Genomic DNA, 23,916 nt, shown 5'->3' on the forward strand with positions numbered 1-23,916 from the left:
ATGGCAGCGCGACGGCTCTTCGGCGGCGGCAAGCAGAGGACGTACGTCCCCCCGACCCCGCACCCCAGCGGCGCACGGCCCCCGAAGCTCCCCGGCGAGCTGGTCCCCGGCCACGTCGCCATCGTGATGGACGGCAACGGCCGTTGGGCCAAGGAGCGCGGGCTGCCCCGCACCGAGGGCCACAAGGTCGGCGAGTCCGTGGTGCTGGACGTCCTCAAGGGCGCCATCGAGCTCGGGGTCAAGAACATCTCGCTGTACGCGTTCTCCACCGAGAACTGGAAGCGCTCGCCCGACGAGGTGAAGTTCCTGATGAACTTCAACCGGGACGTCATCGCCCGCCGCCGCGACGAGATGGACGCGATGGGCGTGCGGATCCGCTGGGCCGGCCGGATGCCCAAGCTGTGGAAGAGCGTCGTCCAGGAGCTCCAGGTCGCCGAGGAGCAGACCAAGGGCAACGACGCCGTCACCCTCTACATGTGCGTCAACTACGGCGGGCGGGCCGAACTCGCCGACGCGGCGCAGGCGATCGCCCGGGACGTGGCGGCCGGGAAGCTCGACCCGAAGAAGGTCAACGAGAAGACCCTGGCCCGGTACATGTACCACCCGGACATGCCGGACGTGGACCTGTTCCTGCGCCCCAGCGGCGAGCAGCGCACCTCCAACTTCCTGCTCTGGCAGTCCGCTTACGCCGAGTTCGTGTTCCAGGACGTGCTCTGGCCGGACTTCGACCGCCGTGACCTGTGGCGCGCCTGCGAGCAGTACGCGATGCGCGACCGGCGCTTCGGCGGGGCGATCCCGAACGAGGTCGGCGCGCCGGTGCCGTCCCAGCGCTGAGGCCGTACCGGACGACGGAAAGGACCCACCGGGCTGTTCCCGGTGGGTCCTTTCCGTCGTCCGAGCCGGACTCAGACCTTCTTGGCGCACTCCGCGCAGGTCCCGAAGATCTCCAGGGTGTGCGCGATGTCGCTGAAACCGTGCTCGGCGGCGACCGAGTTGGCCCAGCGCTCCACCGCGGGGCCCTCCACCTCGACGGTCGCGCCGCAGTGCCGGCAGACCAGGTGGTGGTGGTGCCCGCTGCTGCACCGGCGGTAGACCGCCTCGCCGTCGGCCGTGCGCAGCACGTCCACCTCGCCGGCGTCCGCGAGCGACTGGAGCGTGCGGTAGACCGTGGTCAGACCGACGGAGTCCCCGCGGTGCTTGAGCAGGTCGTGGAGCTCCTGGGCGCTGCGGAAGTCCGCGATCTCGTCCAGGGCCGCCGAGACGGCGGCACGCTGCCGGGTCGAGCGGGCGCGCGGCGACGGGCCTGCGGTGGTCACCGTGGGTCCTCCTGGGGTCGTGGGCGTCTCGCACATCATTGTGCCAGCCCCGCACGTCGCTCAGGGGTGGTCGGGCCGGACGGCCCGGAGGCGGCCTGTCCGGGCAGTTCGACGTCGCACACCTGCGGCCCGTGCTCGCCCGGGCCGCGGTGGCGCCGACGGGCGAGCGGCGCGGCGAGCAGGCTGAACACCGCGAAGACCGCGATGGCGAGCAGCACGATGGCCGGGCCGGAGGGCACGTCGAGGTGGTAGGAGCCGGTGACGCCGGCCAGCGAGACCACCACGCCGAGCGCGATCGAGGCGGCCTGGGTGGCGGCGAAGGACCGGGTGAGCTGCTGGGCGGCGACCACCGGGACCACCATCAGCGCGCTGACCAGCAGCAGCCCGACCACCCGCATGGCGACCGTGACGGTGACCGCGGCCATCACCGCGAGCAGCAGGTTGAGGGTGCGCACCGGCACGCCGGTGACCCGGGCGAAGTCCTCGTCCTGGCAGATCGCGAAGAGCTGGCGGCGCAGGCCGACGGTGACCGCGACGACCACCGCGCCGAGCACCGCGATGGCGGCCAGGTCGGCGGGGGCGACGGTGAGGATCGAGCCCCACAGGTAGCTCTCCAGCGAGCCGGCCCCGGCCTGGGCGGAGAGCGAGACCAGCAGCTTGCCGCAGGCCATGCCGCCGTAGAAGAGCATCGCGAGGGCGATGTCGCCGCGCTGGTTGCCGCGCGAGCGGACCAGCTCCATGGTGACGGCGCCGAGCACGCAGACCAGCACGGCCATCCAGACCGGGCTGGTCTGGAAGACGAAGCCGAGGCCGACGCCGGTCATCGCGACGTGGCCCATGCCGTCGCCCATCAGCGCCTGGCGGCGCTGCACCAGGTAGATGCCGACGGCGGGCGCGGTGATCCCGACCAGGACGGCGGCGAGCAGGGCGCGCTGCATGAAGTCGTAGGAGAACATCTCGGTCATGCGAGCAGCCTCGGCGGGGTCAGGTCGGCGTGCGGGTGGACGTGGTCGTGGCCGGGCAGGGCGTGCAGGCCGGTGTTCGGCACGGGCGGGCCGTCGTGGGCGACGCAGCCGTCCCGCAGCACCACCGCGCGGTCGATCAGCGGCTCCAGCGGCCCGAGTTCGTGCAGCACGAGGAGGACGGAGGCGCCCCGGCCGACCTCGGCGCGCAGGGTGTCGGCGAGGACCTGCTGGCTGGCGGCGTCCACGCCGGCCATCGGCTCGTCCATGATCAGCAGGTCGGGGGAGCCGACCAGGGCGCGGGCGATCAGCACCCGCTGCTGCTGGCCGCCGGACAGGTCGGCGACGCCGTCCGAGGCCCGCTCCAGCATGCCGACGGCGGCCAGTGCGCGGTCCACCGCCTCGCGGTCCCGGCGGCGGAAGGGCAGCAGCCGGTGCTGCGGCAGCCGTCCGGTGGAGACCACCTCGCGGACGGTGGCGGGGACGCCGGAGGCGGCGGTGGTGCGCTGCGGGACGTAACCGATCCGGTGCCAGGCGCGGAAGGAGCCGTACGGGGTGCCGAACAGCTCCAGGGTGCCCTGTTCCAGCGGGACGGAGCCGATCACGGCCTTGACGGTGGTCGACTTGCCGGAGCCGTTGGCGCCCAGCAGGGCGACGACCTCGCCGGGCCGGACGGTGAGGTCGACGCCGCGCAGCACCGGTCGGCCGCCGCGCGAGGCGACGGCGTCACGGAGGCGGACGGCCGGGGGTATCGGGTCGGTCATGGTGCTCGGTCCCGTCAGCTGGTGGCGGCAGGGGTGGTGGCGTCGGCCCCGGCGGTCGCGGCAGGGGCGGTGCCCGTCGGGGCGGGGGCGGCCGGGGCGGTGCCCGCCGGAGCGGGGGTGGCCGGGGCGCCGAGGGCGGCCCGGAGGTTGGCCAGGTTCTGCTTCATGACCGTCAGGTAGTCGTCCTTGGACGGGTCCTTGACGCCCTCCAGCGGGTCCAGGACGGCGGTCTTGAGGCCGAGGTCCTTGGCGACGGTGTCGGCGAGCTTGGGGCTGACCAGGGTCTCGAAGAAGACCGTGGTGACGCCGTTGTCCTTGGCGGCCTTCTGCACCGCGGCGAGGCGGGCCGGGGTGGGCTCGGACTCCGGGTCGACGCCGTTGATGGCGACCTGGGTCAGGCCGTAGTGGTCGGCGAGGTAGCCGAAGGCGGCGTGGCTGGTGACGAAGGTCCTGGTCCCGGCGTCCTTCAGCCCGGCCCGGAACTCCTGGTCGAGCGCGGTGAGCCTGGTGACCAGCTCGTCGGTGTTCTTCCGGTAGTCCTCGGCGTGGGCCGGGTCGGCCTTGGCGAACTCGTCGCCGACGCTCTTGGCGATGGCCGCGTAGCGGGTCGGGTCGAGCCAGACGTGCGGGTCGCCGGCCGGCTCCTCGTGCTTGTGGCCCTCGTCGCCGTGGCCCTCGCCCTCGCCCTCGGTGCCCTCGTCGAGGTGGTGGTCGACCAGCGGGCTGGCTGCGGTGGCGTCGACCTTGTGCTTGCTGGACGACTGCGCGACGGCCTGGTCCACGGTGGGCTGGAGGCCCTTGAGGTAGATGATCGCGTCGGCCTTCTGGACCGTGCCCACCTGCTTGGCGGTGAGTTCCAGGTCGTGCGGCTCGACCCCGGCCGCGGTGAGGTCGGTGACCGCGACGTGCTCCTTGCCGATCTGCTGGGCCAGGAACTCCATCGGATAGAAGGACGCGACGACCTTCAGCCGACCGTTGCCGCTGTCGGCGCTGCTGCTGCCTCCGCAGGCGGTGAGGGCGAGGGAGGCGGCGAGAGCGGTCGTGCCGAAGGCCAGGGAGCGGCGGGCGCGGCGGGAGAGTCCGAGTCGAGGCAGTCCGATCATCATGACAATCATTCTCATCTCACATGGAAATGATTGTCAAATCACTCGAAAGGGTGAACAGCAGGTGACGGAGGGTGGGGGCGGCCGGACCGTACCGATTTGAATCACGTACCCGTATGGCCGGTAACCTGAGGTATTCGGGTACGCGCAACCAGCCGTGCCCTGACCGTGCCGTACGTACTGAAGAGAGCACTGTGGCCGCCGACAAGATCGACACGATCGTCAGCCTGAGCAAGCGCCGTGGCTTCGTCTACCCCTGCAGCGAGATCTACGGCGGCACGCGTGCCGCCTGGGACTACGGGCCGCTGGGTGTCGAGCTCAAGGAGAACATCAAGCGCCAGTGGTGGCGCGCGATGGTCCAGGCCCGTGAGGACGTCGTCGGACTCGACTCGTCGGTGATCCTCGCCCGCGAGGTCTGGGAGGCCTCCGGCCACGTCGCCACCTTCAACGACCCGCTGACCGAGTGCCTCTCCTGCCACAAGCGCCACCGGGCCGACCACCTGGAGGAGAAGTACGAGGCCAAGCACGGCTTCCCGCCGCCGAACGGCCTCAAGGACGTCAACTGCCCCGACTGCGGCACCAAGGGCCAGTTCACCGAGCCCAAGGACTTCTCGGGCATGCTGAAGACCCACCTCGGTGTCACCGAGGAGGCGAGCGGCCTGGCGTTCCTGCGCCCGGAGACCGCCCAGGGCATCTTCACCAACTTCAAGGCAGTCCAGACCACTTCGCGCAAGAAGCCGCCGTTCGGCATCGCCCAGACCGGCAAGAGCTTCCGCAACGAGATCACCCCCGGCAACTTCATCTTCCGTACCCGCGAGTTCGAGCAGATGGAGATGGAGTTCTTCGTCAAGCCGGGCGAGGACGAGCAGTGGCACGAGTACTGGCTCCAGCAGCGCTGGGACTGGTACGTCGGCCTCGGCCTGCGCACCGAGAACATGCGCTTCTTCGAGCACCCGAAGGAGAAGCTCTCCCACTACGCCAAGCGCACCGTGGACATCGAGTACCGCTTCAACTTCGGCGGCAGCGAGTTCTCCGAGCTGGAGGGCGTCGCCAACCGCACCGACTACGACCTGCGGGTGCACAGCGAGGCCTCCGGCCAGGACCTGAAGTACTTCGACCAGGAGTCCGGCGAGCGGTACTTCCCGTACGTCATCGAGCCGGCGGCGGGCCTCAACCGCGCCATGCTGGCCTTCCTGATCGACGCCTACTTCGAGGACGAGGCGCCGAACGCCAAGGGCGTCATGGAGAAGCGCGTCGGCATGCGGCTCGACCCGCGCCTGGCCCCGGTCAAGGTCGCCGTCCTGCCGCTGTCGCGCAACGCCGAGCTGTCCCCGAAGGCCCGCGGCCTGGCCGCCGACCTGCGCACCGCGTGGAACGTCGAGTTCGACGACGCCGGCGCCATCGGCAAGCGCTACCGCCGCCAGGACGAGATCGGCACGCCGTTCTGCGTCACGGTTGACTTCGACACCCTTGAGGACAACGCGGTGACCGTCCGCGACCGCGACACCATGTCGCAGGAGCGCGTGTCGCTGGACCAGGTCAAGGCGTACCTGGGCGCGCGGCTGATCGGCTGCTAGCAGGTTCCCGCTCGGAGCCCTCGTCCGCCCTGTCGGGGCGGACGAGGGCTCCTTGCCGTTCCGGACGGTGTTCCGGGCAGGTCGGGTGCCGGCTGCCGGCTACCGCCATCCCCAGCGGGAGCGCGGGGCCGCCGGCGGGCGGGTCGGCAGGCCGGCGGTGCGCAGGGCGGCGAGGGTGGTGCGGTGGCGGGTCTCGTCGGCGAGCATCGCGGCCAGCAACTGCGCGTACAGCTCGGCGTGGCCGGCGCCGTTCAGGGCGGAGGCCAGCCGGACCACCTCGGCCGGCGGGCGCAGCACGGCCAGTTCGTTCAGCAGGAGGGTGGCGAGGACGGTCGGCAGGCCGGCCGCGAGGTCGGCGAGGTCGGCGGTGGAGCGGCCGGCGGCCTGGCGCAGGAGGGTCCGGACGTCCTCGGCCCGGCCGTGCTGCTGGAGGCAGGCGGCCAGCGAGGTCAGCTCGGGCACCGGCGCCGACCCCCACTCCCAGAGCAGTGTCGCGCTGTCGGCGGCCAGTCCGGCCCGGTCCAGCGCGGAGAGCAGACCGGGGACGGAGGCGGCCGGGTAGCCCCAGAAGGCGTGGAACACCTCGGCCGCCTCCTCGGCCAGGCCCAGTTCGCGCAGCTCGGCGAGCACGGCGACGCAGTGGTCGGGGGCGGCCCGGGCGATGCCGCGGGCGAGGTGGAGCGAGGCGCCGGTCGGGCCGTACCGGGCCAGCATGCCCACCAGCAGCGCGGCGTCGGCGGTGGCGAGGCGGGCGGCGGCCGCGTCGATCACCTCGGTGGCCTCGGTGAGGGAGCCGGACCGGTGGAGGGCGTTGATCCGCTCGGTGAGGGCGCCGAGGTCGGGGCGGGCGGGCGGTGGCGGGGCCTGCTGCTGCGCCGGCTGCTGCTGGTACTGCTGCCGCGAAGCCCGCTGTTGCTGTTGTCGTCGCTGTTGCTGCTCTTGCTGTTGCTCTTGCTCTTGCTCGTGTCCGGGTGGCGGTGGCTGCTGCTGGTGTCTGATCCGGCTCTCCAACGCCTCCAGTTGGTCGCTGAGTCGGAGGCAGCGGGCACCCAGGCCCTCGCGGAGGGTGCGGGCCTGGGCGAGCTGCCGCAGCAGGTCCCCGTCCGGCCGCTGGCGGCCGGGGGTGGCCCGGACCGCCTCGTTCAGACGTCGTTCACGTTGGCTCGCGTAGCGGCTCGCACGGAGTAACTCGTCCAGTTCCGCTCGCAGTTCGTCGGCCTGTTGCTCGCCCCCCGGCTGCTGGCCTGCGGATTCTGCCGTCGGCCGCATGCGCATGATCGCCCCACCCCGTCCATCCAGACCCTGACTGCGTGACATCCTGACGTCAGTATGTGGCTGAGGAGTTAAGAGCGCACGACCAGTCGTGTCGGAGTGGTGTCAAGGAGCGCACAGACGGCGGTCGTTGCGAGAAGTGCGCCGGTCGCGCTCCGCAGCAGGGTCGCCTCGTAGTACGGGCCGGGGGCGAGCGTCGCGACGACGTATCCGACCACCGCGCCCGCGAGGGCGGGCAGCAGCAGGCGGGTCGCGTCCCGGCGGGCCGCCGCCCCGATCACCAGCAGCCCCGCCAGGGCAGCGAGTTCGGGCGTGCCGAAGGACTCCGCGTAGCGGATCGACAGGGCGGGGACGAGGAACAGCGCGAGTGCCCGGCCGATCGTCCCGGCGAGGGCGGCGCTGTGCGGGCCGGTCGGCCGACTCGGGTCGGCGGGCCGGGCCGGGACGGCCCGGGTCGCGACCAGCACCGCCAACGCGACCGCGGCGGAGGGGAGGTGGCCGCCGAGCCGGGCGAGGTTGTAGAGCAGCGCGGTGTCGTACAGCACCAGCATCAGCTGGCCGTACGCCCACAGGTCGAGCGCGAAGCGGAACAGGCTGCGGGCGGGGTCGGCCCCTCCCTCACCCTCGGGCACGGGCTCGTGCCGGGCCAGCCGGGCGATCAGGGGAGGGGTGAGGCAGGCCGCGACCACGCGCAGGACGAGGTCGTCCACGGTGTACGGGTTCCGCAGGTCCCACTCCACGGCGCAGAACGCCACCGTGTAGGAGGCGGCGGCGAGCGGGATCAGCGGGGAGCGGGCCAACCGGACGTACAGCGCGCGGTCCAGCCGCCGGACGACGGCGACGAACGCCAGCAGCACCAGCGGAAGTTCGAGGAGGGCCGGCACCCGGAGCACCGACGGGGCCAGCAGCTCCGGGGCCGGGAAGCGGGCGGCGAGGGCGTCCAGGCGTGGCACGTCGAACCAGCCGGGCGGCAGATGGCTGGCGATGAAGGACACGTCCCCGTGGTGCACCCGGTTCACGTAGACCGCGACGAGCACCTGGTTGAGGTAGATCAGCGCGACGACGACCGCCAGCACCGGCTCCGGACCCGACGCGCGGCCGGGCGGCCGGGGAGGAGCCGTGCGCCGCAGCACCCTCGGTGCCAGGAACAGGGCGGCGGCGGCCGAGGCCACCACCGTTCCGTCCAGCAGCGGAGCGATGACGCTCACGCGCCGCCCAGCCGCGCCCGTGCCTCCATCAGCGCGAAGCCGAGCAGGTTCAACCCGCGCCACTCGGTCGGCTGTTGGGCCCGGATGTCGTCGGCGGCGAGCCCGATGCCCCAGATCCGGTCCAGCGGGCTGGCCTCGACCAGCACCCGGTCACCCGTGCCCAGCAGGTAGTCGCGCAGCGCCTCGTCCTGCCCGAACTTCGCGACGTTGCCCGCCACCACCAGCTCGAACCGGCCGGCCGTCCACGTCTCGTCGTCGAATCCCTTGACCAGTCGGCCCAGCTTCTTCGCCTCGGCGGGCGTCCGGGCCGCCAGCACCTGCCGCGCGATCTCCTCGTCACCGAACATCCGGGCCTTGCCGGCCATCATCCAGTGCTCGGCGGAGGCGTACGCCACGCCGTCGACGGTGAACTCGCCGGGCCACCACTGGCTCAGGCACTCCTGTCGCGTCCCGCCGCCCTTGCGCTCGGTGTGCCCCCAGAACATCACCCACTTCGGGCGCACCCCGTCGGCCATCGCCGCGGCCAACTCCTCGCGGCTGCGGACGGCGGCCAGGTCCCCCACGTGCATCTCGCTCATATCGTCAGTCTGACATAAAGGGTCCGGGGTCGCGAACCGTTTCACCGCGGGTGCGGGTGCGGGTGCGTGCGGGATGTGGTGTCTGGGGTGGGGCGTGCGGGGTCAGGCGTGCGGGGCGCGGGGTCGAGGTGCGGGGCCGAGGTGTCCCTCGACGGTGGTGTGGGGGATCGGCGGGCGGTCCCGGAGGGCGAGGAGGTCGTTGGCCACGGCCACGACCGCCAGCGGGTGCTCGTCGCCCCGCACCTCGACGCCGGCCGCGGACAGTCCGCTCGGGACCGCCCCGGCGTCGAGGAGGACGCGCCACTCGTAGGGACCGAGGCCCAGGTACTCCAGCCCGGGCAGGCCGGTGACCTCCAACGGGTCGGCGAGAGTGCCGGGATGGGCGGTGAGGGTACGGACCCGCGGCAGCCCGGCGACGGGGGCGAGGCCGAGGGGCGCGCCGCTCCGGCGGAAGATCCTCACGACCTCCAGGTCGGGGTGTGCGGCGGACGCGAGGTCGTCCAGCTCGTGGTGGTCGCCCACCCGGGCCGCGACCGGTGGCCGCCGCTCGTGGTGGTCGGCCGGGGCCTCGTTCGAGAAGCGGCTCAGGACCAGCTCCGTCAGGGATTCGCCGTACAGTTCGGCGCCGATGCTCTGCTCGTGGTCGATCAGGATGACCTGACCGAGGTGGCCGCGCGGGCCCGGCGTCAGGTCGACGGCGAAGGTGTCACCGCCGTTGCCGCCGAAGGCGATCCAGCCGGGCGAGCCGACCAGGGCCTGCACGGCGGCGTCGGGCGGGGTGGCGGCCGCCTTCGTCGCCGCGTACTGCCACGGGCACGGCCGGGTGGCCGCGTCGGCGACGAACAGCCCGTCCAGGGAGCTGAGTTCGCAGCCGACGGCGGACCCGGCGGCCTGGATCTCCGCGAAGTCGGCCTCCCAGTCCCCCGATCCGCCCGGCCCCGCCGGGCTCACCCTGGTCACGCGGTAGAGCGCCTTGAGTTCCTCGGGCAGCGCGACGCCGAGCCGCTCCTCGGCGGCGGCGATCTCCTCCTCGGTCGCGCCGACGGCGTCGGGCAGCCGCTCGCGGAGCGTCCGCTCCAGCAGGGCCGGGTCCGCGGACGGCGCCGGCACCGCTCCGGGAGCCGGTGACGGCAGGCGGCGCCACGGTTCGGCGACGGCGCCCTCGACCAGGACGAGCGTGCCCGGGCTCGGGAGCTCGGACCCGGACTCCACGGCGGGGCTGTCGCCGAACACGTGCAGGACCGTCCGCCCGTCCGGCGAGACGTCCGCCGCGAACATCGCCTCGCGCAGGCCCGCCTCCGCGAGTGCGCGCTGCACCGGCGCCCCGGCCCGGGCGACGGCCTGACGGCGACGGGGCTGCACCGACCGGTGGTCCAGGGGCAGACTCCACCCCGTCGAACTGACGGTCCCCGCGAGGTGGCCGGTGCCGGCCGCGGGGCGGTCGGCGTGCTCGGCGCGAAGGAGCGTCAGCAGCGGCTCCCAGGTGGCGAAGTCGTGGAGCGCGGACACGGTGTCCTCCGAGGCGGTGCGGCGGTCGTGGGTGACGGTCCGCAGGACCCTAGCGGCCGCCGCCGACAGCGGTGCCGAGCCCGGCCGCGGGCCTCAGTGCGACACCGCCCACTGCACCCGGTGGTGCTGCGGCGTCTCGATCTCGTCCAGCAGCGCCACCGCCAGGTCCGCGTGCGAGATCCGGCCCTGCCCCACCACCGCGCCGACCGCACCGCGGTAGCGCCCGGTGGCCTCGGCCTCCGCGTTCAGGTCCATCGGGGGCACCACCATCAGCCAGTCGAGGTCCGTCGCGGCGGACCGCAGCAGCTCGAACTCCGCGACGTGGCCCTGGGAGAACAGCCGGTACTCCGCCGGGAACAGCGGGTCGTCCATCACCCGCACGCCCGGCGACACCTCCAGCGTGGTCGCGATGCCCAGCACCAGGAGCCGTCCCACTCCCGCCCGTCCGAGCCCCTCGACCAGCGCCCGCGCGGCCGCGGTGAAGTACTCCTCGGCGGGCAGGTCCAGCCGCGCCGAGGCGTTCACGGCCGCGTCGTGCCCGGCCGCGACCGCCGCCACCGACTCGGCGTCCGTCGCGTCGCCGCGCACCACCGTCACCGCGTCCGGCGTGCCGAGCTCCCGGTACTTCCCGGGGTCCCGCACCACCGCCGTCACGGTGTGCCCCCGCCGCACCGCTTCGGCCACGGCCGCGCGCCCCACGCGTCCACCCGCGCCGAAGATCACGATCCTGCTCATGGTTCCTCCCTCGACGGCCCGTTCGGGCCTGATGCACGAGGACGGTAAGCGGGAGGTGCCCGGTTACTTCAACGGAACCGGCCCTATCGTGGAGCCATGACCGCCCGCGTGGACACCGACCCGTTCGACCCGCACTGCAGCCACCGGATGCCCATCCGGGTCGGCGACAAGTGGGCCGGCATGATCCTCCGCTGCCTGGAGGACGGCCCCCGCCGGTTCACCGAGCTGAAGGCGCCGCTCAGGGGCGTCGCCCCGAAGGTGCTGACCGAGACGCTGCGCGCGATGGAACGCGACGGCTGGCTCACCCGGACCTCGTACGACGAGAACCCGCCGCGGGTCGAGTACGCCCTCACCGAACTCGGACGATCGCTGCTCGGCCCGATGGACGTGGCCTGCGCCTGGGCCCGCGAGCACCTCGACGAACTCCCGCGCACGGGCGGGTGATCGCGCGCGGACGAGGGCCCGCGTCCGGACGGGCGCCCGCGTCCGGCGTGGTCGCACCGGCGGTGCTCCCGGACGGGCCCCGCGGCCGGCGGGTTCATTCCCGCTCTTCGCCGGGCCAGCGGCCCTCCACGTACAGCCGGACGAGCGCGGCGTGGGAGAGCGGGCTGGAGGTGTCGGCGACGTCGCCGTTGGTGGTGTAGTCCAGGAGCACGACCTCCTCCTTCTCCCGGAGCCGGTCGACCAGGTCGGCGGCGCGGTGTTCGAGGACCCAGCGGTAGGCCGGCAGGTAGACGCGGCGGCGGGCCGTCTCGTAGGGCAGCAGCCGGTCGCCGTGCGGGCCGGTCCGGTGGCCCAGGACGGGGCCGAACCGCCGTACCGTCCGCTTGAGGCCCTTCATCGTGGTGACGCGCAGCTTCGCGGGGTCGACGTCGGCGTCCCGGAAGACCTTGAGGGCCTGCCAGATCCCCTCCACCGACTGGCTGGTCACGCCGTCGCCGTAGGGGACCGGGATGCCGCCGTGCGGGTAGAACGGGCTCAGCCGCACCCAGGGGTCCGGCGCCTTGGAGGTCACGTCGATGATCTCCGCGCCGGGGTGCGCGGCGGTCAGTGAGGCCGTCGTGCGGCGGCGGCCGGCGACGCGGATCGGCATGCGTGGGCTCCCGTTCTCGATGGTAGTGGCCACCGAGCGTCCCCCATGCCTCTGACATCCCGGCCACGGAGCCGGGAGGGCGGCTCAGGCGGGCCGGTAGTAGGACCGGATCGGGGCCCGGGCCTCCTCGGGCAGCGCCGGGCCGTCCGTCGTCACCGCCGGCCACGCGCCCGAGCCGGGGTTGAGCCCCACGAGCTGCTCCGTGGAGAGCGCGTACACGACGCGGCCGATGCCCGAGCGGAGGATGCCCCCTTCGCACATGCCGCAGGGCTGGCAGCTGGTGTACAGCGTGGTGCGTGCGGCGGCGTCCGGGGCGAGTTCGCGGGCGGCCCAGCGGGCGAGCTTCAGTTCGGGGTGGGCCGTGATGTCGTCGTCGCGCCGTACGGTGTTGTGGGCCTCGGCGAGGACCTCGCCGTCCGGGCCGGCCAGCAGGGAGCCGTACGGGGCGTCGCCCAGGGCCACCGCGCGGGCGGCGATGGCGATGGCGCGGCGCAGCAGGGTCTCGTCGGCTTCGGTGATCACGCGGTCCTCCAGCGGGTGGCCACGGTGGTGAGCGCCTGCCAGGCCTGTTGCGGCCGGCGGGTCTCCTCCGGATCCCCGTGGTACGGGTCGAACACGACGGTCTCGGCGCCGAGGTCGCGCAGCCGGCGGAGGTCGTCCAGGATCTGGTCGACGGTGCCGACGCCGGCCGGCCGCTCCGGGTCGTCGACCGGTGCGGTGGTCGGCCGCAGGGCGATGCGGGGCGCGAAGCCCGGCATCGGGTGTTCGGCCAGGACCGACCGCATCCGGGCGAGGGGGAGCCGCAGCGGGTGCCAGGTGTCGCCGAACCGGACCGCCCGGCGGAGCGCCGCGCCGCTGTGGCCGCCGACCCAGACCGGCACCGCCCGGCGGTCGGGTTCGCCCGCCCAGGCGTCCCGCAGGGTGCCCAGGTACTCGTCGGTCAGTCTGCCGCGCGCGCCGAACGGCACACCGAGGGCGTCGAACTCCTGGCGCGCCCAGCCGGCCCCCACGCCGAGGACGAACCGGCCGCCGCTGAGCCGGGCGAGGGTGCTCGCCATCCGGGCCACCAGCAGCGGGTTCCGGTAGGGCAGGACGAGCACGGTGGTGCCCAGCCGCAGGCCGGTGGTCGCCCCGGCGAACCAGGACAGCGTGGTGAAGGGCTCGTAGAACGGCTCCGGGTACCGCGCGGCCACGTCCGGGGTGACCGCCACGTGGTCCGACACCATGAGGAGGTCGAAGCCGAGGCCCTCCACCGTCCGGGCCCACTCGCGCAGCACGCCGGGGTCCGTCCCGGGGCCGAAGTTCGGTACGTTGACGCCGAGTCGCATGGGTCGAGGCTATCCCCGTGATCATGGCGGACGGAACGGAATCCTCCTGGCATGACGGGCCGGTCGTCGTGGTTTTCCCGGTAGATTCCCGTCATGGCCGTGAATCTTGACGACACCGACTGGGCGATCATCGATCAGCTGCAGCGGGAGGCCCGACTCTCCCTCAGCGAGTTGGGGCGGCGGGTGTCCCTCAGCCCGTCGGCGACCACGGAACGGGTCCGCAACCTGGAGTCCCTGGGCGTCATCACCGGCTACCACGCGACGGTGGACCTGGCGAAGGTCGGCTACCCGGTGCTCGCCGTCGTCCGGCTGAAGTACCCGGGCAACCGCCACGAGCCGTTGCGTCGGCTGCTCGCCGAGCGGCGGGAGCTGCTGGAGTGCCTGCGTACCACCGGCGACGACTGCTACACCCTGAAGTTGGCGGCGACCTCCATGGAGCACCTGGAAACCCTGGTGGACGAGCTGGCCGGCTTCGGCAGCACCACCACGAGCGTCGTCTACAGCCGGACGCTGCCGCTCCGCGGGCCCGGCCGGCCCTGACGCCGGGCGCCCGGCGCTCCCTCGATCGGGGGAGGCCGGGCGAGCGCCGCGCGACCAGACTGGCGGTCGTGACCGGGGGGTTCCTCGCTACTCCCCACGATTCCCGTGGAGTTGACCCGTGCGTCGTTCGCGCATCCGCCACATGGCACTCGCCCTCTCGCTCTCGACCGCCGCGGTCGTCGGGATGCAGACACCGCCCGCCGCCTCGGCCGCGGCCCCGCCGGACGTCGTCCAGCAGGGGCTGAACGCGCTGGTGCGGACGGACGGGGTGCCCGCCGCGCTCGCGACCGTCCGGGACGGGCGGGGCCGGACCCGCGGTTACACCGCCGGCGTGGGGGACCTGGCCACCGGCGCCGAGGTCCCCGCCGACGGCCAGGTGCGGATCGGCAGCAACACCAAGACCTTCACCGCCGTCGTCGTGCTCCAGCTGGTGGGGGAGGGGAAGGTCGACCTCGACGCCTCCGTCGGGACCTACCTCCCCGGCCTGGCCCGCGGCGAGGGCGTCGACGGGAGCGGCGTCACCGTCCGGCAGCTCCTCCAGCACACCAGCGGCCTGGCCGACTACGAGGGGCTGCTGGACGAAGCCTCCCTCCGGAACCGGTACTTCGAGCCCCGGGAGCTGCTGGACCTCGCCCTCCGGCAGAAGCCCGCCTTCGCCCCCGGGGAGAGGTTCGGCTACAGCAGCACCAACTACGTGCTGGCCGGACTGATCGTCCAGCGGGTGACCGGCCGGCCGCTCGCCGAGGAGATCGACCGGCGGATCGTCCGGCGCATCGGGCTGCGGCACACCTACTTCCCGGCCGCGGGCGACCGGACCATCCGCGAAGCCCACCCCAGGGGCTACCGCCGGGACTCCGCCGACGGGCCGCTGACCGACTTCACGGAGATGGACCCGTCGGCGGGCTGGGCGGCCGGGCAGATGATCTCCACCAATGCCGACCTCGACCGCTTCTTCACCGCACTGCTGGTCCCGGACCGCCTGTTGCCCGCGGCCCAGCTCGCCCAGATGCGCACCACCGTCCCGATCGGGGGCAGCGGCGCCGGTTCCGGACTGGGCGTCTTCAGTCGGCCGCTCTCCTGCGGCGGGGTCTACTGGGGCCACGGCGGCGACATCCCGGGCTACGAGACCCGGGGCGGCGCCACCGACGACGGGCGCGCCGTGAACATCGCGGTCACCACCGTCCCGACCGACTACGCCGTCACCCGGCACCTCGAAGCCGTCGTGGACGCCGCCCTCTGCCGCTGAGCGGGTTGCCGGGCGGGGCCGGGGCGGGGCTGCTGCGGCGAGGCCGGGCCAGGTGAGGGCGAGTCGGGTGAGGGCGAGTCAGGTCAGGTCAGGAACGGTGGCGGTTCCCCTCGTCGCCGACCACGCCGTTGCCGTGGTGGACGGACAGGCTCGAGTACGTCGCCCGCATGCGTGCGGCCTGGGCCGTCCGCTGCTGTTCGATCAGCGTTCCCTCGGAGGTGTCGAACGCGTGCCGCCGGGCGCGTTCCCGGAGCAGCAGGAAGGCCGTGGCGCCGACGACGGTGGCGACGAGGACGAGCAGGAACACCAGGACGAGACCCATGACGCCAGCCTTCCCCCGGTTCGGGTGCGTCCAATCCGGTCGTGCGGGACTCAGACGCCGGCCAGTTCGGCGTTCGCGCGTTCCGTGACCAGCGCCAGGACGCGGCCCGCGGCGGCGAGGTCCTCGGCCGGGATGCCGGCGTACAGGCGGGCGGTGATCTCGGCGGACTCGGCGGTGGTGCGCGCGTACAGTTCGCGGCCGGGTGCGGTGAGGCGCAGCCGGGACGGCTTCGCCGGGTCCTGCTCCAGCAGCCCGGCGGCCGTCAGGCCGTCGAGCACGCCGTGGACGACCGACTCCTCGGCCTTGAGTGAGCCGGTGGCCTCGCGGACGAGCGCGTCCCGGGCGATGGCGCCGTCCGCGACCACGACGGCCCGGAGCGTCACGCTCTGGTGGAAGGTGACGCCGTGGCGCTCCAGTACGCCCTCCAGGACGGCGCGCGCCGCGTAGTGGGCCAGGGCGACGACCCGGCCGTTGAGGGGTGCGGGTGCGGGTGCGGGTGCCGGTGCGGGTGCGGGTGCGGGTGCGGTGGCCGGGGCGGTGGTGTCGCCGGTGGCGGCGGTGGTCATGTCGGCTCCTCGTCGTTCTCGGCGTGCGGATCAAGAGGTGCGTCGAGCAGGGCGGCCAGTTCGCGGGTGAACTCCCGGGCGCGGGGGCTGTGCCGGCCGCCGAGCGGCGCCAGCAACTGGTCCAGGAGGCCCTGGACCACCGTGATCGCGCGGCGGGTGACGTCGCCGCCCTGCTCGGTGAGTGACAGCTGCATGGCGCGCGGGTCGTCCGGATCCCGGGTGCGGGCCACCAGCTCGCCCGCCTCCAGGGCGCGGGCGAGCTTGGAGACGTAGAGGGCTTCGAGCCCGGTGCGGTCGGCGAGCCGGCGCTGGCTGGGCCGCAGCCCGGAGCGCGACATGCCGGACAACGAGGCCAGCACCACGTACTGGGCGTGGGTCAGCCCCAGTATGTCCATGGCTACTGTTCTACGAGCCGCCGGTCGGAGCCGGAGCCGGAGTCGGGACGGGAACCGGCCCGGGAGGTGAGTCGGGTGACGGCTCCGGACATGACTTTCGACAGATCCGCTGCGACGGCGGCCCTCGTAGGGTCGTGGGCATGAGGATGAGAGGGGCGGCGCTGCCCGTGGTGGCGTCGGTGTGTATCGGGCTCGGTGTCACGAGCCTCTGGTGGGCGCTTCCGGCGATCGGGTTCTCCTTCCTGGCCGGGTTGCGGACGGAGCGGGTACGGCCGGCGGCGGTGGTGTTCGCCGTCCTGGTCACGGCCGGTGTGCTGGTGGTCGGAGCGGTGCCCTCCTGGATCGTTCGGGGCCTGCTGTTCATCGCGCTCGCCGTGAGCACCGGGATGGGCCCGTGGCTGCTGGGCCGGTTCTGGCGGCAGTCGCAGGAGCTCGTGCGTGCCGGGTGGGAGCGGGCCGAACGGCTGGAGCGCGAGCAGCAGCTGATCGCCGAGCAGGCCCGGCTGCGCGAACGGGCCCGGATCGCCCAGGACATGCACGACGCCCTCGGGCACGACCTCAGCCTGATCGCCCTGCGTGCCGGGGCCCTCAAGCTCGCCCCCGACCTGGCGCCGCCCCACCGGGAGGCTGTGCAGGAGATCCGGGCGGGCGCGGCCGCCGCCGTCGACCGGCTCGGCGAGGTGATCGGCATCCTGCGCGACGAGGACGAGGGCGGCGGCACCTCGGCAACCCGGGGGCCGGCCGACTCGGACATCCCGCACCTGGTCGCCGAGGCGGCCGCCGCCGGCCTGGACGTCCGCTCGGACGTCACCGGCGAGCCGGACGGGCTCCCGCGCGCCACCGAGCACGCCGCGTACCGGGTGGTGCAGGAGGCGCTGACCAACGCCGCCAAGCACGCACCGGGAGCGGCCGTCACCGTGGAGCTGGCGTACTCGGCCGAGGGCGCCCGTGTCCGGGTGGCCAACGGCCCCGCGCCCGTACCCGCCGTCCCCGCGGCCACCGTCCCTGCGTCCACCGTCCCGGCGGCGTCGTTGCCGGCACCCGTTCCGCCGAGGCCCGTTCCGCTGGCATCCGTTTCGCCGGCACCCGCATGGTCGGAGCCCGTTTCGCCGGAGTCCGTGTCAACCCCGCGCAGCGCAACGCCCACCGGGACGATCTCCGGAGCGTTCACCGGGCCGTTCGTCGGCACCTCCACCGCGGCGCGCGGCGGACGGCCCGGCCCGGCTCCTGCCGTGCCGCCCACCGGCGGTCGCGGACTGGTCGGGCTGGCCGAGCGGGTCCGGCTCGCGGGCGGCACCTTCGTCCACGGGCCCCGCCCGGACGGCGGGTTCGAGGTCGTGGCCGACCTGCCCCGCCGTACCGCCGGGCCCGTCGCGCCGCCGCCCGCCGCCCCGCCGTCGCCGGTGCGCGAGCTGCGACAGGCCCGCCGCAGGGTGGGCCGGACGCTGGCCGCCGTGGTGCTCGTCCCGCTGGCGACGGCCGTGCTGCTGATCGTGGTGCTGCGAGTATGGACGCTCTACGTCGTCAGCCTGTCGGTGCTCGACCCGGAGGTCTACGCCTCCCTCCGGGTGGGGCAGGACCAGGCCTCGGTCGAGCGGGTGCTGCCGGGCCACCGGCTGCCGTACCACCCGCCGAGCGGGCCGTCGACGCCCGCGCCGCCGTCGGGGGAAGGGGTTTCGTGCGCGTACTACGCCATCACCGCCCAACTGTTCGTGGACCGGTCCGGCGACGCCTACCGGCTCTGCTTCCAGGACTCCCGGCTGGTCTCCCGCGACATGCTCGCCTCCTGACCTCCCGCCGCACCTCCCTCTCCCCATCACCTCCGTACCGACCGAACGACAGGAGCCGACGATGACCACCGCACCGATCCGGGTGCTGCTCGCCGACGACGAGCCCATGATCCGCGCCGGACTGCGCGCGGTGCTCGCCACCGACCCGGGCATCGAGATCGTCGCCGAGGCCGGGGACGGCCGGGAGGCCGTCGAACTCGTCCGCCGCCACCGGCCGGACGTCGCCGTGCTGGACATCCGGATGCCCGGCACGGACGGCATCACGGCCGCCGCGGAGATCCGCCGGAACGGCCTGGCCACCGGAGTTCTCATGCTGACCACCTTCGGGGAGGACGACTACATCCTGCGCGCGCTCAGCGGCGGCGCGAACGGCTTCCTGATCAAGTCCGGCGAGCCCGAGGAACTGCTCGCCGGGGTGCACGCGGTGGCGGGCGGAGCGGCCTACCTCTCACCCAAGGTGGCCGCCCGGGTGGTCGCCCACCTGGCCGCCACCGGGGCCGGCGGACCCGCCGACCGGCGCGCCGGCGCCCGGGAACAGGTGGCCGCCCTGACCACCCGGGAACGGGACGTCCTGACGCTGATCGCCGCCGGGCTGTCCAACGGTCAGATCGCCCGTCGGCTGGGGTTGGTGGAGGGCACCGTGAAGGCCCATGTGAGCTCCATCCTGGCGCGGCTGGGTGTGGCCAACCGGGCGGCCGCCGCCGTGCTCGCGCACGAGGCCGGGCTGACCCTCGGCGCGACCTGCGCGGGCGGCCCACGGGACTGAGACCGCCGGGGCGGGGCCGGTGCGCGTGCCCGAGCCCGTGCCCGTGCCCGAGCCCGTGCCCGTGCCCGAGCCCATGCCCGTGCCCGAGCCCGTGCCCGAGCCCGGGGCCGTTCCCGAGCCCGGGGCCGGCGGTATCGGCGGTGCCGGCGGCGCCGACAGCAGCCGCCCGAGGACGGGCACCCCGGTCAGTGCCGTCACCGCGGTGGTGGCCACCGGCCGCAGGGCGAGGACCACCGCCACCGTGACCGTGCCGCCGAGCGCGGCACCGGCGAGCACGTCGTGCGGGTAGTGCACCCCGGCCGCCACCCGCAGCGCCGCCGTGGCGCCGCCGACGGGTATGACCAGCAGCGCCCAGCGCGGGCGCAGCAGCACCAGCCCCGTCGCCAGCGCGACCGCCAGGGTGGCGTGGTTGCTGGGGAACGACCAGTCGCCCGGCGTCGGACACTCGGCGACCGCCGTGCCCGGCAGCCCGACCAGGGCCCGGCAGGGACGCTCCTCGTCGAGGACCACCTTCAGCACCTCGCTGGCCCCGTACGCCAGCACCGTTCCGAGCCCGACCAGCGCCACCCCCGCGACCACCCCGACGGCCCGCCGGGCCCGGGCCGTCCACCAGCAGAACGCCAGCAGGAGCCCCAGCACCAGCAGCCCGGCCTCGGTGGCCGGCTCCGACAGCGAGGCCACCGCGTGCGGGGCGTCGGCGACGGCCTCCGCCACCCGCCGGTAGCCGTCGGCCGACCACCCGGCCGACACCCGCACCGGCCCCGCGCCGCCGCCCCGCTCCGGCGCCAGCCAGGCCACCACCCCGGCCCCCGCGCAGAGCAGGGCCGCGGCGAGGACGGGCCTGCCCCGGACGGCTGCCCGACCCACCCTCGGTGCCCTCCGTCCGGCGGCCCCGGAATCCCTGGATTTCCTGTCCGTGTACGTCATGGTCCGGACGGTAGAGGTCGAGGAGCCCTTTCCACCCGACCCGAAAGTCAGGCAACGACCATGACCATGGTCAGGGTTGACAACGTCTCACCGGAGGCCCGCGGGTACTCTGCGGCCATGTCCGTCCCCAACGCGCCGACCGTCCCCACCCGCTTCGACGGCGACCACGACCGGGTCGCGCTGATCGTCCCCGGCGTCGGCTACTCGCCCGCCCGGCCGCTGCTGCACTTCGCCCGGTCCGTCCTCCTCCGGCACGGCTGGACGGTCCAGGAGCTGTGGTGGCACGTGCCGGACGGCTTCGCCGAGTTGGCGACGGAGGACCGGATCGCGTGGGTCGAGCGGCAGGTCGCCGGAGCCGTCGACGCCGAGCGCGGCGTCTGCCGGCTGCTCGTCGGCAAGTCCCTCGGCTCCCTCGCCGCGTCCGTCGCGGCCGACCGGAACCTCCCGGCGGCCTGGCTCACCCCCCTCCTGACCGTCGACCAGGTGTCCCGCGCCCTGCACCGCTCCGGGGCGCCGACCCTCCTCGTCGGCGGAACCGCCGACAAGCTGTGGGACCGCCCGACCGCCGACGCGACCGGCCACCAGGTCCTCGAACTGCCCGCCGCCGACCACGGCCTCGAACTGCCCGACGACCCCCTGGGCTCGATCGACGTCCTCCGGCAGGTCACCTCGCGACTGGACCGCTTCATCGCCGCCCTGGGTACGGGAAGTGGGACGAGTGGTTCCGATGTCGGTCCGTGGTCGTAGGCGATCAGCGATCGGGTGACGGGTTGGCCGGTGGTGCGGTTGTGCCGGATCGCGCAGGTCATCGCCGGCAGCCGCTGGCCGACCCGGGCGCCGACGCCTTCGATGGTGCGACCGCCGTGCTGTTCGAGGCCGAGCCGGCCTTCGAGGGTGTCGTTGACGGACTCGATCAGCTGGCGGACCGACTTCAGCAGCCCCTCGCCCGGGCGAGCGGCGAGGTTGTGGGAGGACGGCCGCAGGAGCTGGATGCCGTACTGGTCGAGGACGCGGTCGAATTCGGCGGAGACGTAGCCCTTGCCGGCGACGATCAGCAGGCCCGGGCCGCTCACGCACGAGATTGGGCTCGGTCTCGACGAGCGCGGCCAGGACCTCGCGCTCGTCGACCTTCGGATTGGCCAGGGCCCAGGTGACGGGCGGCCCGGCCGGGGTGCAGACCAGGTGCCGCTTCAGTCCCCAGAACCGGCGCGACTGCGAACGGCTGTAGCCGTAGCCGGCCCAGCCGGCCAGTGCCGAGCGGCGGACGGTGTCGCGGGATCGGCCGCACTCCACCGGCGTGGAGTCGGTGATCCACACCGGGTCACCCCACAGGTCGGTCGCCCGGGCCAGGTCGCGGACGGCCTGCTGGAGCAGCGGCCGGGCGGCCCGCAGGCGCTTGTCGTATCCGGGCCGGCCGGGCAGGTTCGGGAACATTTCACGCAGACGGGCGCGGGCGAAGCGGATCCAGCGGGCCTCGGAGTGGAAGCCGGGCAGGGCCTGGGCCACGGCCAGGCGGACCAGCTCGGAGTCCGTCAGCCGTGGCGGGCGCCCCAACCCTCGCGTTCGGGGCAGGTGATCGTCGATCTGCACGTGGAGTGCCGTCAGGAGGGCGTCCAGCTCTTCAGACCCAGCCGACTTCGGAACTACTCGTCCAGCCGGGATCCGCCGGGCACCCCGAACGGGCCGGGCACCGTGCCCGTCGGACCCGACGGAGCGCCGATCCGGATCAACGGGCGGGGTGCCCCGATCCGGGCCGGGCGCCGGGCCCGAGGGCTGTCCCGTCGGCCGGACCGCGTGCGGTGGCGGCGTTCTCGGGGGCTTTGCCGACGTCGCGGACGAGACCGTCCAGTCCCCGCTGCTCGGGGCCGGGCGGCGCGAGGACGGCGACCACCCGACCGTCGCGGGTGATCCCGATGCGCTCGCCGGCCGCGACACGGTCGATCAACTCATCGGTCTGCTGCTGGAGTTGGCTGATGGTGACGTTGACCGGCATGTGGCTCACGGTACGGCGCCCCGTACGGCTGTCGCGAGGAATGTGCGTCGATTTCACGCGAACGAGTGCCGCCCAGCGCCGGGAAGCCGTCGCGCCGCCCGGTGAGGGTGGTGGCCAGGGCGGCGGTGAGGAGGGTGAGGGCGGGCCAGGGCAGGGTGGTCGGGCCGGCCTGGTCGAGGAGGAGGCCGGCGAAACCCTCCGCATCCTGCTGGGCCACTGGCTCGACCGGTTGGGGTACGGAACCCGTGGTGCCGGGGACGCCGACGGCCTCCCGACCGGTCGTACGAGTCGTACCGGTCGGGAGGCCACGCGTCGCCATCGCAGAGCGCCATTGCCGGGGCCGAGGCCTGGGGGCCAGGATCCCGAGGCCCGGCGTCAGCCGATGGAGCGGGGAAGGCGGGTGGTCAGGTAGAGGATCGTGAAGGAGCCGAGGAGCTGGATGCCCAGGCAGAGGGCGAGGGCCCGGTCCATGCCGAGGACGGGGGAGAGGGAGAGGTAGAGGGTGCCGAGGGTGGCGACGCCGAGGGCGAGGCTGGACTGCTGACCGGTGGCGAGGACGCCGCTGCCGACGCCGGCCCGGGCGGCGGGCACCTTGGCGAGGACGACCCGGAACAGCGGGGTGCCGATCAGGCCCTGCCCGATGCCGGCGAGGGCGACGCCCGGCGCCATCCGCAGCGGGGAGAAGTGCGCCCAGTCGGCCAGTACGGTCACGGCGAGGACGGCGAGGCCGGTGGCCTGGACGAGGGCACCCGCGCTGAGCACCCGGCTGCCCCAGCGGCCGATCAGCCGCGGGCCGGCGAGCGAGGCGGAGAAGTAGCCGACCGCCATCGGGACGAGCGCCCAGCCGGCCGCCACCGGGCCGAGCCGCAGGCCCTGCTGGAGGGCCACCGCGATGACGAACATGAAGCCGCCGAAGCCCGCGAAGTAGGGGAGCGCGATGCCGAGGCCGCGCCGCATCTCCGGGATGCGCAGCAGGGACGGCGGCACCAGCGGGGTGTCCCCGCGCCGCTCGGCGCGGCGCTCCACGGCGCCGAAGGCGACGGCGAGGACGGGGAACAGCGCCAGCAGCACCCAGGACCAGAGCGGCCAGCCGGCCGCCCGGCCCTCCATCAGCGGGATGAGCAGGGACAGCAGCGTGCCGGTGAGCAGGACGGTGCCGGGCACGTCGACCCGGGCGGCCGTCGCGGCCCGGCTCTCCGGGACGTAGCGGACCGCGAGCACCACGGCGAGCAGCGCGAACGGCACGTTCAGCAGGAACACCGAGCGCCAGCCGGTGCCGAACAGGTCGGCGGCGACCAGCATCCCGCCGAGCACCTGCCCGATCACCACGGAGATCCCGCCGACCGCGCCGTAGACGCTGAGCGCGCGGCCGCGCCGGGCGCCCTCGGTGGCGGCGGTGATGGTGCCGAGCACCTGCGGGATCAGCAGCGCGGCCGAGGCGCCCTGGGCGGCCCGGGCGGCGACCAGCGACCACGCGTCGGGGGCCAGGCCGCAGGCCAGCGAAGTGAGGGCGAAGGCGACGGCGCCGACGACGAAGAGCCGGCGGCGGCCGTAGCTGTCGCCGAGGCGCCCGCCGAGGACGAGCAGCACGGCGAAGGCGATGCCGTAGCCGGCGGCGACCAGTTCGAGGACGGCGGGCCCGGCGGCCAGGTCGTGGTCGATGGTGGGCAGGGCGACGTTGACGATGAAGAAGTCGAGCATCGGCAGGAAGGCCCCGAGCAGGACGGTGACCAGCCCGGCGGTGCCGAGGGCGGCGGCGGGGCCGGTGGCCGATCCGGCTGATCCGGCGGGTCCGGTGGCGGTGGCCGCGGCGCCCGGGGTGGTGGCGGTGCGGCCCGATGCGGGGGCGACGGCGAGTGGTTGGGTCACGGGTCCTACGATCCGCCGCGCCGTACCCTGGTACCAGAGTGTGGTTATCCAGGTATA

General features: G+C 74.0%; 25 protein-coding genes and 2 pseudogenes. 8 read left to right on the forward strand and 19 right to left on the reverse strand.

What is annotated here, in order from left to right; all coding sequences use genetic code 11:
* Positions 1 to 834, forward strand: a complete 834-nt coding sequence (locus tag ACFY0X_RS03505) for an isoprenyl transferase (RefSeq protein ID WP_387748328.1) — start codon at positions 1 to 3, stop codon at positions 832 to 834.
* A 71-nt stretch (positions 835 to 905) separates the two neighbouring features.
* Here ACFY0X_RS03505 and ACFY0X_RS03510 read toward each other — a convergent pair whose 3' ends face one another.
* Genes ACFY0X_RS03510 through ACFY0X_RS03525 form a run of 4 tightly spaced genes read right to left on the reverse strand, consistent with a single transcriptional unit; the run spans position 906 to position 4,145 of the window.
* Positions 906 to 1,316: a Fur family transcriptional regulator gene (locus ACFY0X_RS03510; RefSeq protein ID WP_049651097.1), complete on the reverse strand. Its 411-nt coding sequence runs from the start codon at positions 1,314 to 1,316 to the stop codon at positions 906 to 908.
* A gap of 35 nt (positions 1,317 to 1,351) precedes the next feature.
* Positions 1,352 to 2,281, reverse strand: coding sequence for a metal ABC transporter permease (locus tag ACFY0X_RS03515; protein WP_387748331.1), 930 nt, complete (start codon positions 2,279 to 2,281; stop codon positions 1,352 to 1,354).
* Positions 2,278 to 3,042 (reverse strand): metal ABC transporter ATP-binding protein, encoded by a 765-nt coding sequence (locus tag ACFY0X_RS03520; protein ID WP_387748333.1) that lies wholly within the window; start codon positions 3,040 to 3,042, stop codon positions 2,278 to 2,280. Before ACFY0X_RS03520 ends, ACFY0X_RS03515 begins: the two co-directional genes overlap by 4 nt.
* Positions 3,043 to 3,056: 14 nt before the next feature.
* Entirely contained in the window at positions 3,057 to 4,145 is a 1,089-nt protein-coding gene (locus tag ACFY0X_RS03525) for a metal ABC transporter substrate-binding protein (protein ID WP_387749259.1), read from the reverse strand.
* A gap of 194 nt (positions 4,146 to 4,339) precedes the next feature.
* Between ACFY0X_RS03525 and ACFY0X_RS03530 the strand changes: the two genes are divergently transcribed.
* Positions 4,340 to 5,722 (forward strand): glycine--tRNA ligase, encoded by a 1,383-nt coding sequence (locus ACFY0X_RS03530; RefSeq protein ID WP_224279482.1) that lies wholly within the window; start codon positions 4,340 to 4,342, stop codon positions 5,720 to 5,722.
* Between the two features lie 99 nt (positions 5,723 to 5,821).
* On the opposite strand, the gene ACFY0X_RS03535 is transcribed toward ACFY0X_RS03530, so the two are convergent.
* The 5 genes from ACFY0X_RS03535 to ACFY0X_RS03555 all read right to left on the reverse strand — a co-directional run bounded on the left by ACFY0X_RS03535 (position 5,822) and on the right by ACFY0X_RS03555 (position 11,024).
* Positions 5,822 to 6,997, reverse strand: a complete 1,176-nt coding sequence (locus tag ACFY0X_RS03535; protein WP_387748335.1) for a hypothetical protein — start codon at positions 6,995 to 6,997, stop codon at positions 5,822 to 5,824.
* Between the two features lie 68 nt (positions 6,998 to 7,065).
* On the reverse strand, positions 7,066 to 8,202 hold the full coding sequence (locus ACFY0X_RS03540) for a hypothetical protein (RefSeq protein ID WP_387748337.1): 1,137 nt from the start codon (positions 8,200 to 8,202) through the stop codon (positions 7,066 to 7,068).
* Positions 8,199 to 8,780 carry an NADAR family protein gene (locus tag ACFY0X_RS03545; protein WP_387748339.1) on the reverse strand — a complete coding sequence of 194 codons (582 nt, stop codon included), beginning with the start codon at positions 8,778 to 8,780 and terminating at the stop codon, positions 8,199 to 8,201. The genes ACFY0X_RS03540 and ACFY0X_RS03545 overlap by 4 nt, the downstream gene beginning before the upstream one ends.
* 102 nt (positions 8,781 to 8,882) lie before the next feature.
* Complete coding sequence (locus ACFY0X_RS03550; protein ID WP_387748341.1) at positions 8,883 to 10,289, reverse strand: SMI1/KNR4 family protein; 1,407 nt, start codon at positions 10,287 to 10,289, stop codon at positions 8,883 to 8,885.
* Between the two features lie 93 nt (positions 10,290 to 10,382).
* Positions 10,383 to 11,024 (reverse strand): NAD(P)-dependent oxidoreductase, encoded by a 642-nt coding sequence (locus ACFY0X_RS03555; protein WP_387748343.1) that lies wholly within the window; start codon positions 11,022 to 11,024, stop codon positions 10,383 to 10,385.
* A 96-nt stretch (positions 11,025 to 11,120) separates the two neighbouring features.
* Between ACFY0X_RS03555 and ACFY0X_RS03560 the strand changes: the two genes are divergently transcribed.
* Positions 11,121 to 11,468: a winged helix-turn-helix transcriptional regulator gene (locus tag ACFY0X_RS03560; RefSeq protein ID WP_387748345.1), complete on the forward strand. Its 348-nt coding sequence runs from the start codon at positions 11,121 to 11,123 to the stop codon at positions 11,466 to 11,468.
* A gap of 94 nt (positions 11,469 to 11,562) precedes the next feature.
* On the opposite strand, the gene ACFY0X_RS03565 is transcribed toward ACFY0X_RS03560, so the two are convergent.
* From ACFY0X_RS03565 to ACFY0X_RS03575, 3 genes are all read right to left on the reverse strand, one after another.
* Entirely contained in the window at positions 11,563 to 12,117 is a 555-nt protein-coding gene (locus ACFY0X_RS03565; protein ID WP_387748347.1) for a DUF6939 family protein, read from the reverse strand.
* A gap of 84 nt (positions 12,118 to 12,201) precedes the next feature.
* The gene (locus ACFY0X_RS03570) at positions 12,202 to 12,639 is read right to left on the reverse strand and encodes a nucleoside deaminase (protein ID WP_387748349.1); all 438 of its coding nucleotides are present in this window, start codon (positions 12,637 to 12,639) and stop codon (positions 12,202 to 12,204) included.
* Positions 12,636 to 13,445 (reverse strand): LLM class flavin-dependent oxidoreductase, encoded by an 810-nt coding sequence (locus tag ACFY0X_RS03575; protein ID WP_387748351.1) that lies wholly within the window; start codon positions 13,443 to 13,445, stop codon positions 12,636 to 12,638. Before ACFY0X_RS03575 ends, ACFY0X_RS03570 begins: the two co-directional genes overlap by 4 nt.
* A 93-nt stretch (positions 13,446 to 13,538) precedes the next feature.
* Here ACFY0X_RS03575 and ACFY0X_RS03580 point away from each other — a divergent pair, with 93 nt between their 5' ends.
* Positions 13,539 to 13,985, forward strand: a complete 447-nt coding sequence (locus ACFY0X_RS03580; protein ID WP_387748353.1) for an Lrp/AsnC family transcriptional regulator — start codon at positions 13,539 to 13,541, stop codon at positions 13,983 to 13,985.
* Positions 13,986 to 14,127: 142 nt separating this feature from the next.
* Positions 14,128 to 15,231 (forward strand): serine hydrolase domain-containing protein, encoded by a 1,104-nt coding sequence (locus ACFY0X_RS03585; RefSeq protein WP_387749261.1) that lies wholly within the window; start codon positions 14,128 to 14,130, stop codon positions 15,229 to 15,231.
* A gap of 88 nt (positions 15,232 to 15,319) precedes the next feature.
* On the opposite strand, the gene ACFY0X_RS03590 is transcribed toward ACFY0X_RS03585, so the two are convergent.
* From ACFY0X_RS03590 to ACFY0X_RS03600, 3 genes are read right to left on the reverse strand one after another with little or no spacing between them, the layout of a single operon-like run.
* A complete protein-coding gene (locus ACFY0X_RS03590) occupies positions 15,320 to 15,553 on the reverse strand; it encodes a hypothetical protein (RefSeq protein ID WP_387748355.1) in 234 nt (77 codons plus the stop codon).
* 50 nt (positions 15,554 to 15,603) lie between these two features.
* Positions 15,604 to 16,119, reverse strand: coding sequence for a MarR family winged helix-turn-helix transcriptional regulator (locus ACFY0X_RS03595; protein ID WP_387748357.1), 516 nt, complete (start codon positions 16,117 to 16,119; stop codon positions 15,604 to 15,606).
* Positions 16,116 to 16,514 (reverse strand): MarR family winged helix-turn-helix transcriptional regulator, encoded by a 399-nt coding sequence (locus tag ACFY0X_RS03600; RefSeq protein ID WP_387748359.1) that lies wholly within the window; start codon positions 16,512 to 16,514, stop codon positions 16,116 to 16,118. The genes ACFY0X_RS03595 and ACFY0X_RS03600 overlap by 4 nt, the downstream gene beginning before the upstream one ends.
* A 140-nt stretch (positions 16,515 to 16,654) precedes the next feature.
* Here ACFY0X_RS03600 and ACFY0X_RS03605 point away from each other — a divergent pair, with 140 nt between their 5' ends.
* Both ACFY0X_RS03605 and ACFY0X_RS03610 read left to right on the forward strand, forming a co-directional pair.
* The gene (locus ACFY0X_RS03605; RefSeq protein ID WP_387748361.1) at positions 16,655 to 18,304 is read left to right on the forward strand and encodes a sensor histidine kinase; all 1,650 of its coding nucleotides are present in this window, start codon (positions 16,655 to 16,657) and stop codon (positions 18,302 to 18,304) included.
* 61 nt (positions 18,305 to 18,365) lie between these two features.
* The gene (locus tag ACFY0X_RS03610) at positions 18,366 to 19,070 is read left to right on the forward strand and encodes a response regulator (protein ID WP_387748363.1); all 705 of its coding nucleotides are present in this window, start codon (positions 18,366 to 18,368) and stop codon (positions 19,068 to 19,070) included.
* A gap of 285 nt (positions 19,071 to 19,355) precedes the next feature.
* On the opposite strand, the pseudogene ACFY0X_RS03615 reads toward ACFY0X_RS03610, so the two are convergent.
* Positions 19,356 to 19,997 (reverse strand): annotated as a pseudogene (locus tag ACFY0X_RS03615) (phosphatase PAP2 family protein); the annotation flags it as partial.
* Positions 19,998 to 20,114: 117 nt separating this feature from the next.
* Between ACFY0X_RS03615 and ACFY0X_RS03620 the strand changes: the two are divergent.
* Complete coding sequence (locus ACFY0X_RS03620) at positions 20,115 to 20,744, forward strand: alpha/beta hydrolase (RefSeq protein ID WP_387748365.1); 630 nt, start codon at positions 20,115 to 20,117, stop codon at positions 20,742 to 20,744.
* On the opposite strand, the pseudogene ACFY0X_RS03625 reads toward ACFY0X_RS03620, so the two are convergent.
* From ACFY0X_RS03625 to ACFY0X_RS03635, 3 genes and pseudogenes are all read right to left on the reverse strand, one after another.
* Positions 20,735 to 21,659, reverse strand: a pseudogene (locus ACFY0X_RS03625) (IS982 family transposase); the annotation flags it as partial. The gene ACFY0X_RS03620 and the pseudogene ACFY0X_RS03625 overlap by 10 nt on opposite strands.
* A gap of 64 nt (positions 21,660 to 21,723) precedes the next feature.
* Positions 21,724 to 21,990, reverse strand: coding sequence for a type II toxin-antitoxin system Phd/YefM family antitoxin (locus ACFY0X_RS03630; protein ID WP_387748367.1), 267 nt, complete (start codon positions 21,988 to 21,990; stop codon positions 21,724 to 21,726).
* Positions 21,991 to 22,365: 375 nt separating this feature from the next.
* Positions 22,366 to 23,859 carry an MFS transporter gene (locus ACFY0X_RS03635; RefSeq protein ID WP_387748369.1) on the reverse strand — a complete coding sequence of 498 codons (1,494 nt, stop codon included), beginning with the start codon at positions 23,857 to 23,859 and terminating at the stop codon, positions 22,366 to 22,368.
* Between the last annotated feature and the right edge of the window lie 57 nt (positions 23,860 to 23,916).

Origin of the sequence: Kitasatospora sp. NPDC001547, assembly GCF_042894165.1 — a bacterium.
In the GTDB taxonomy this organism is placed as follows: Bacteria; Actinomycetota; Actinomycetes; order Streptomycetales; family Streptomycetaceae; genus Kitasatospora.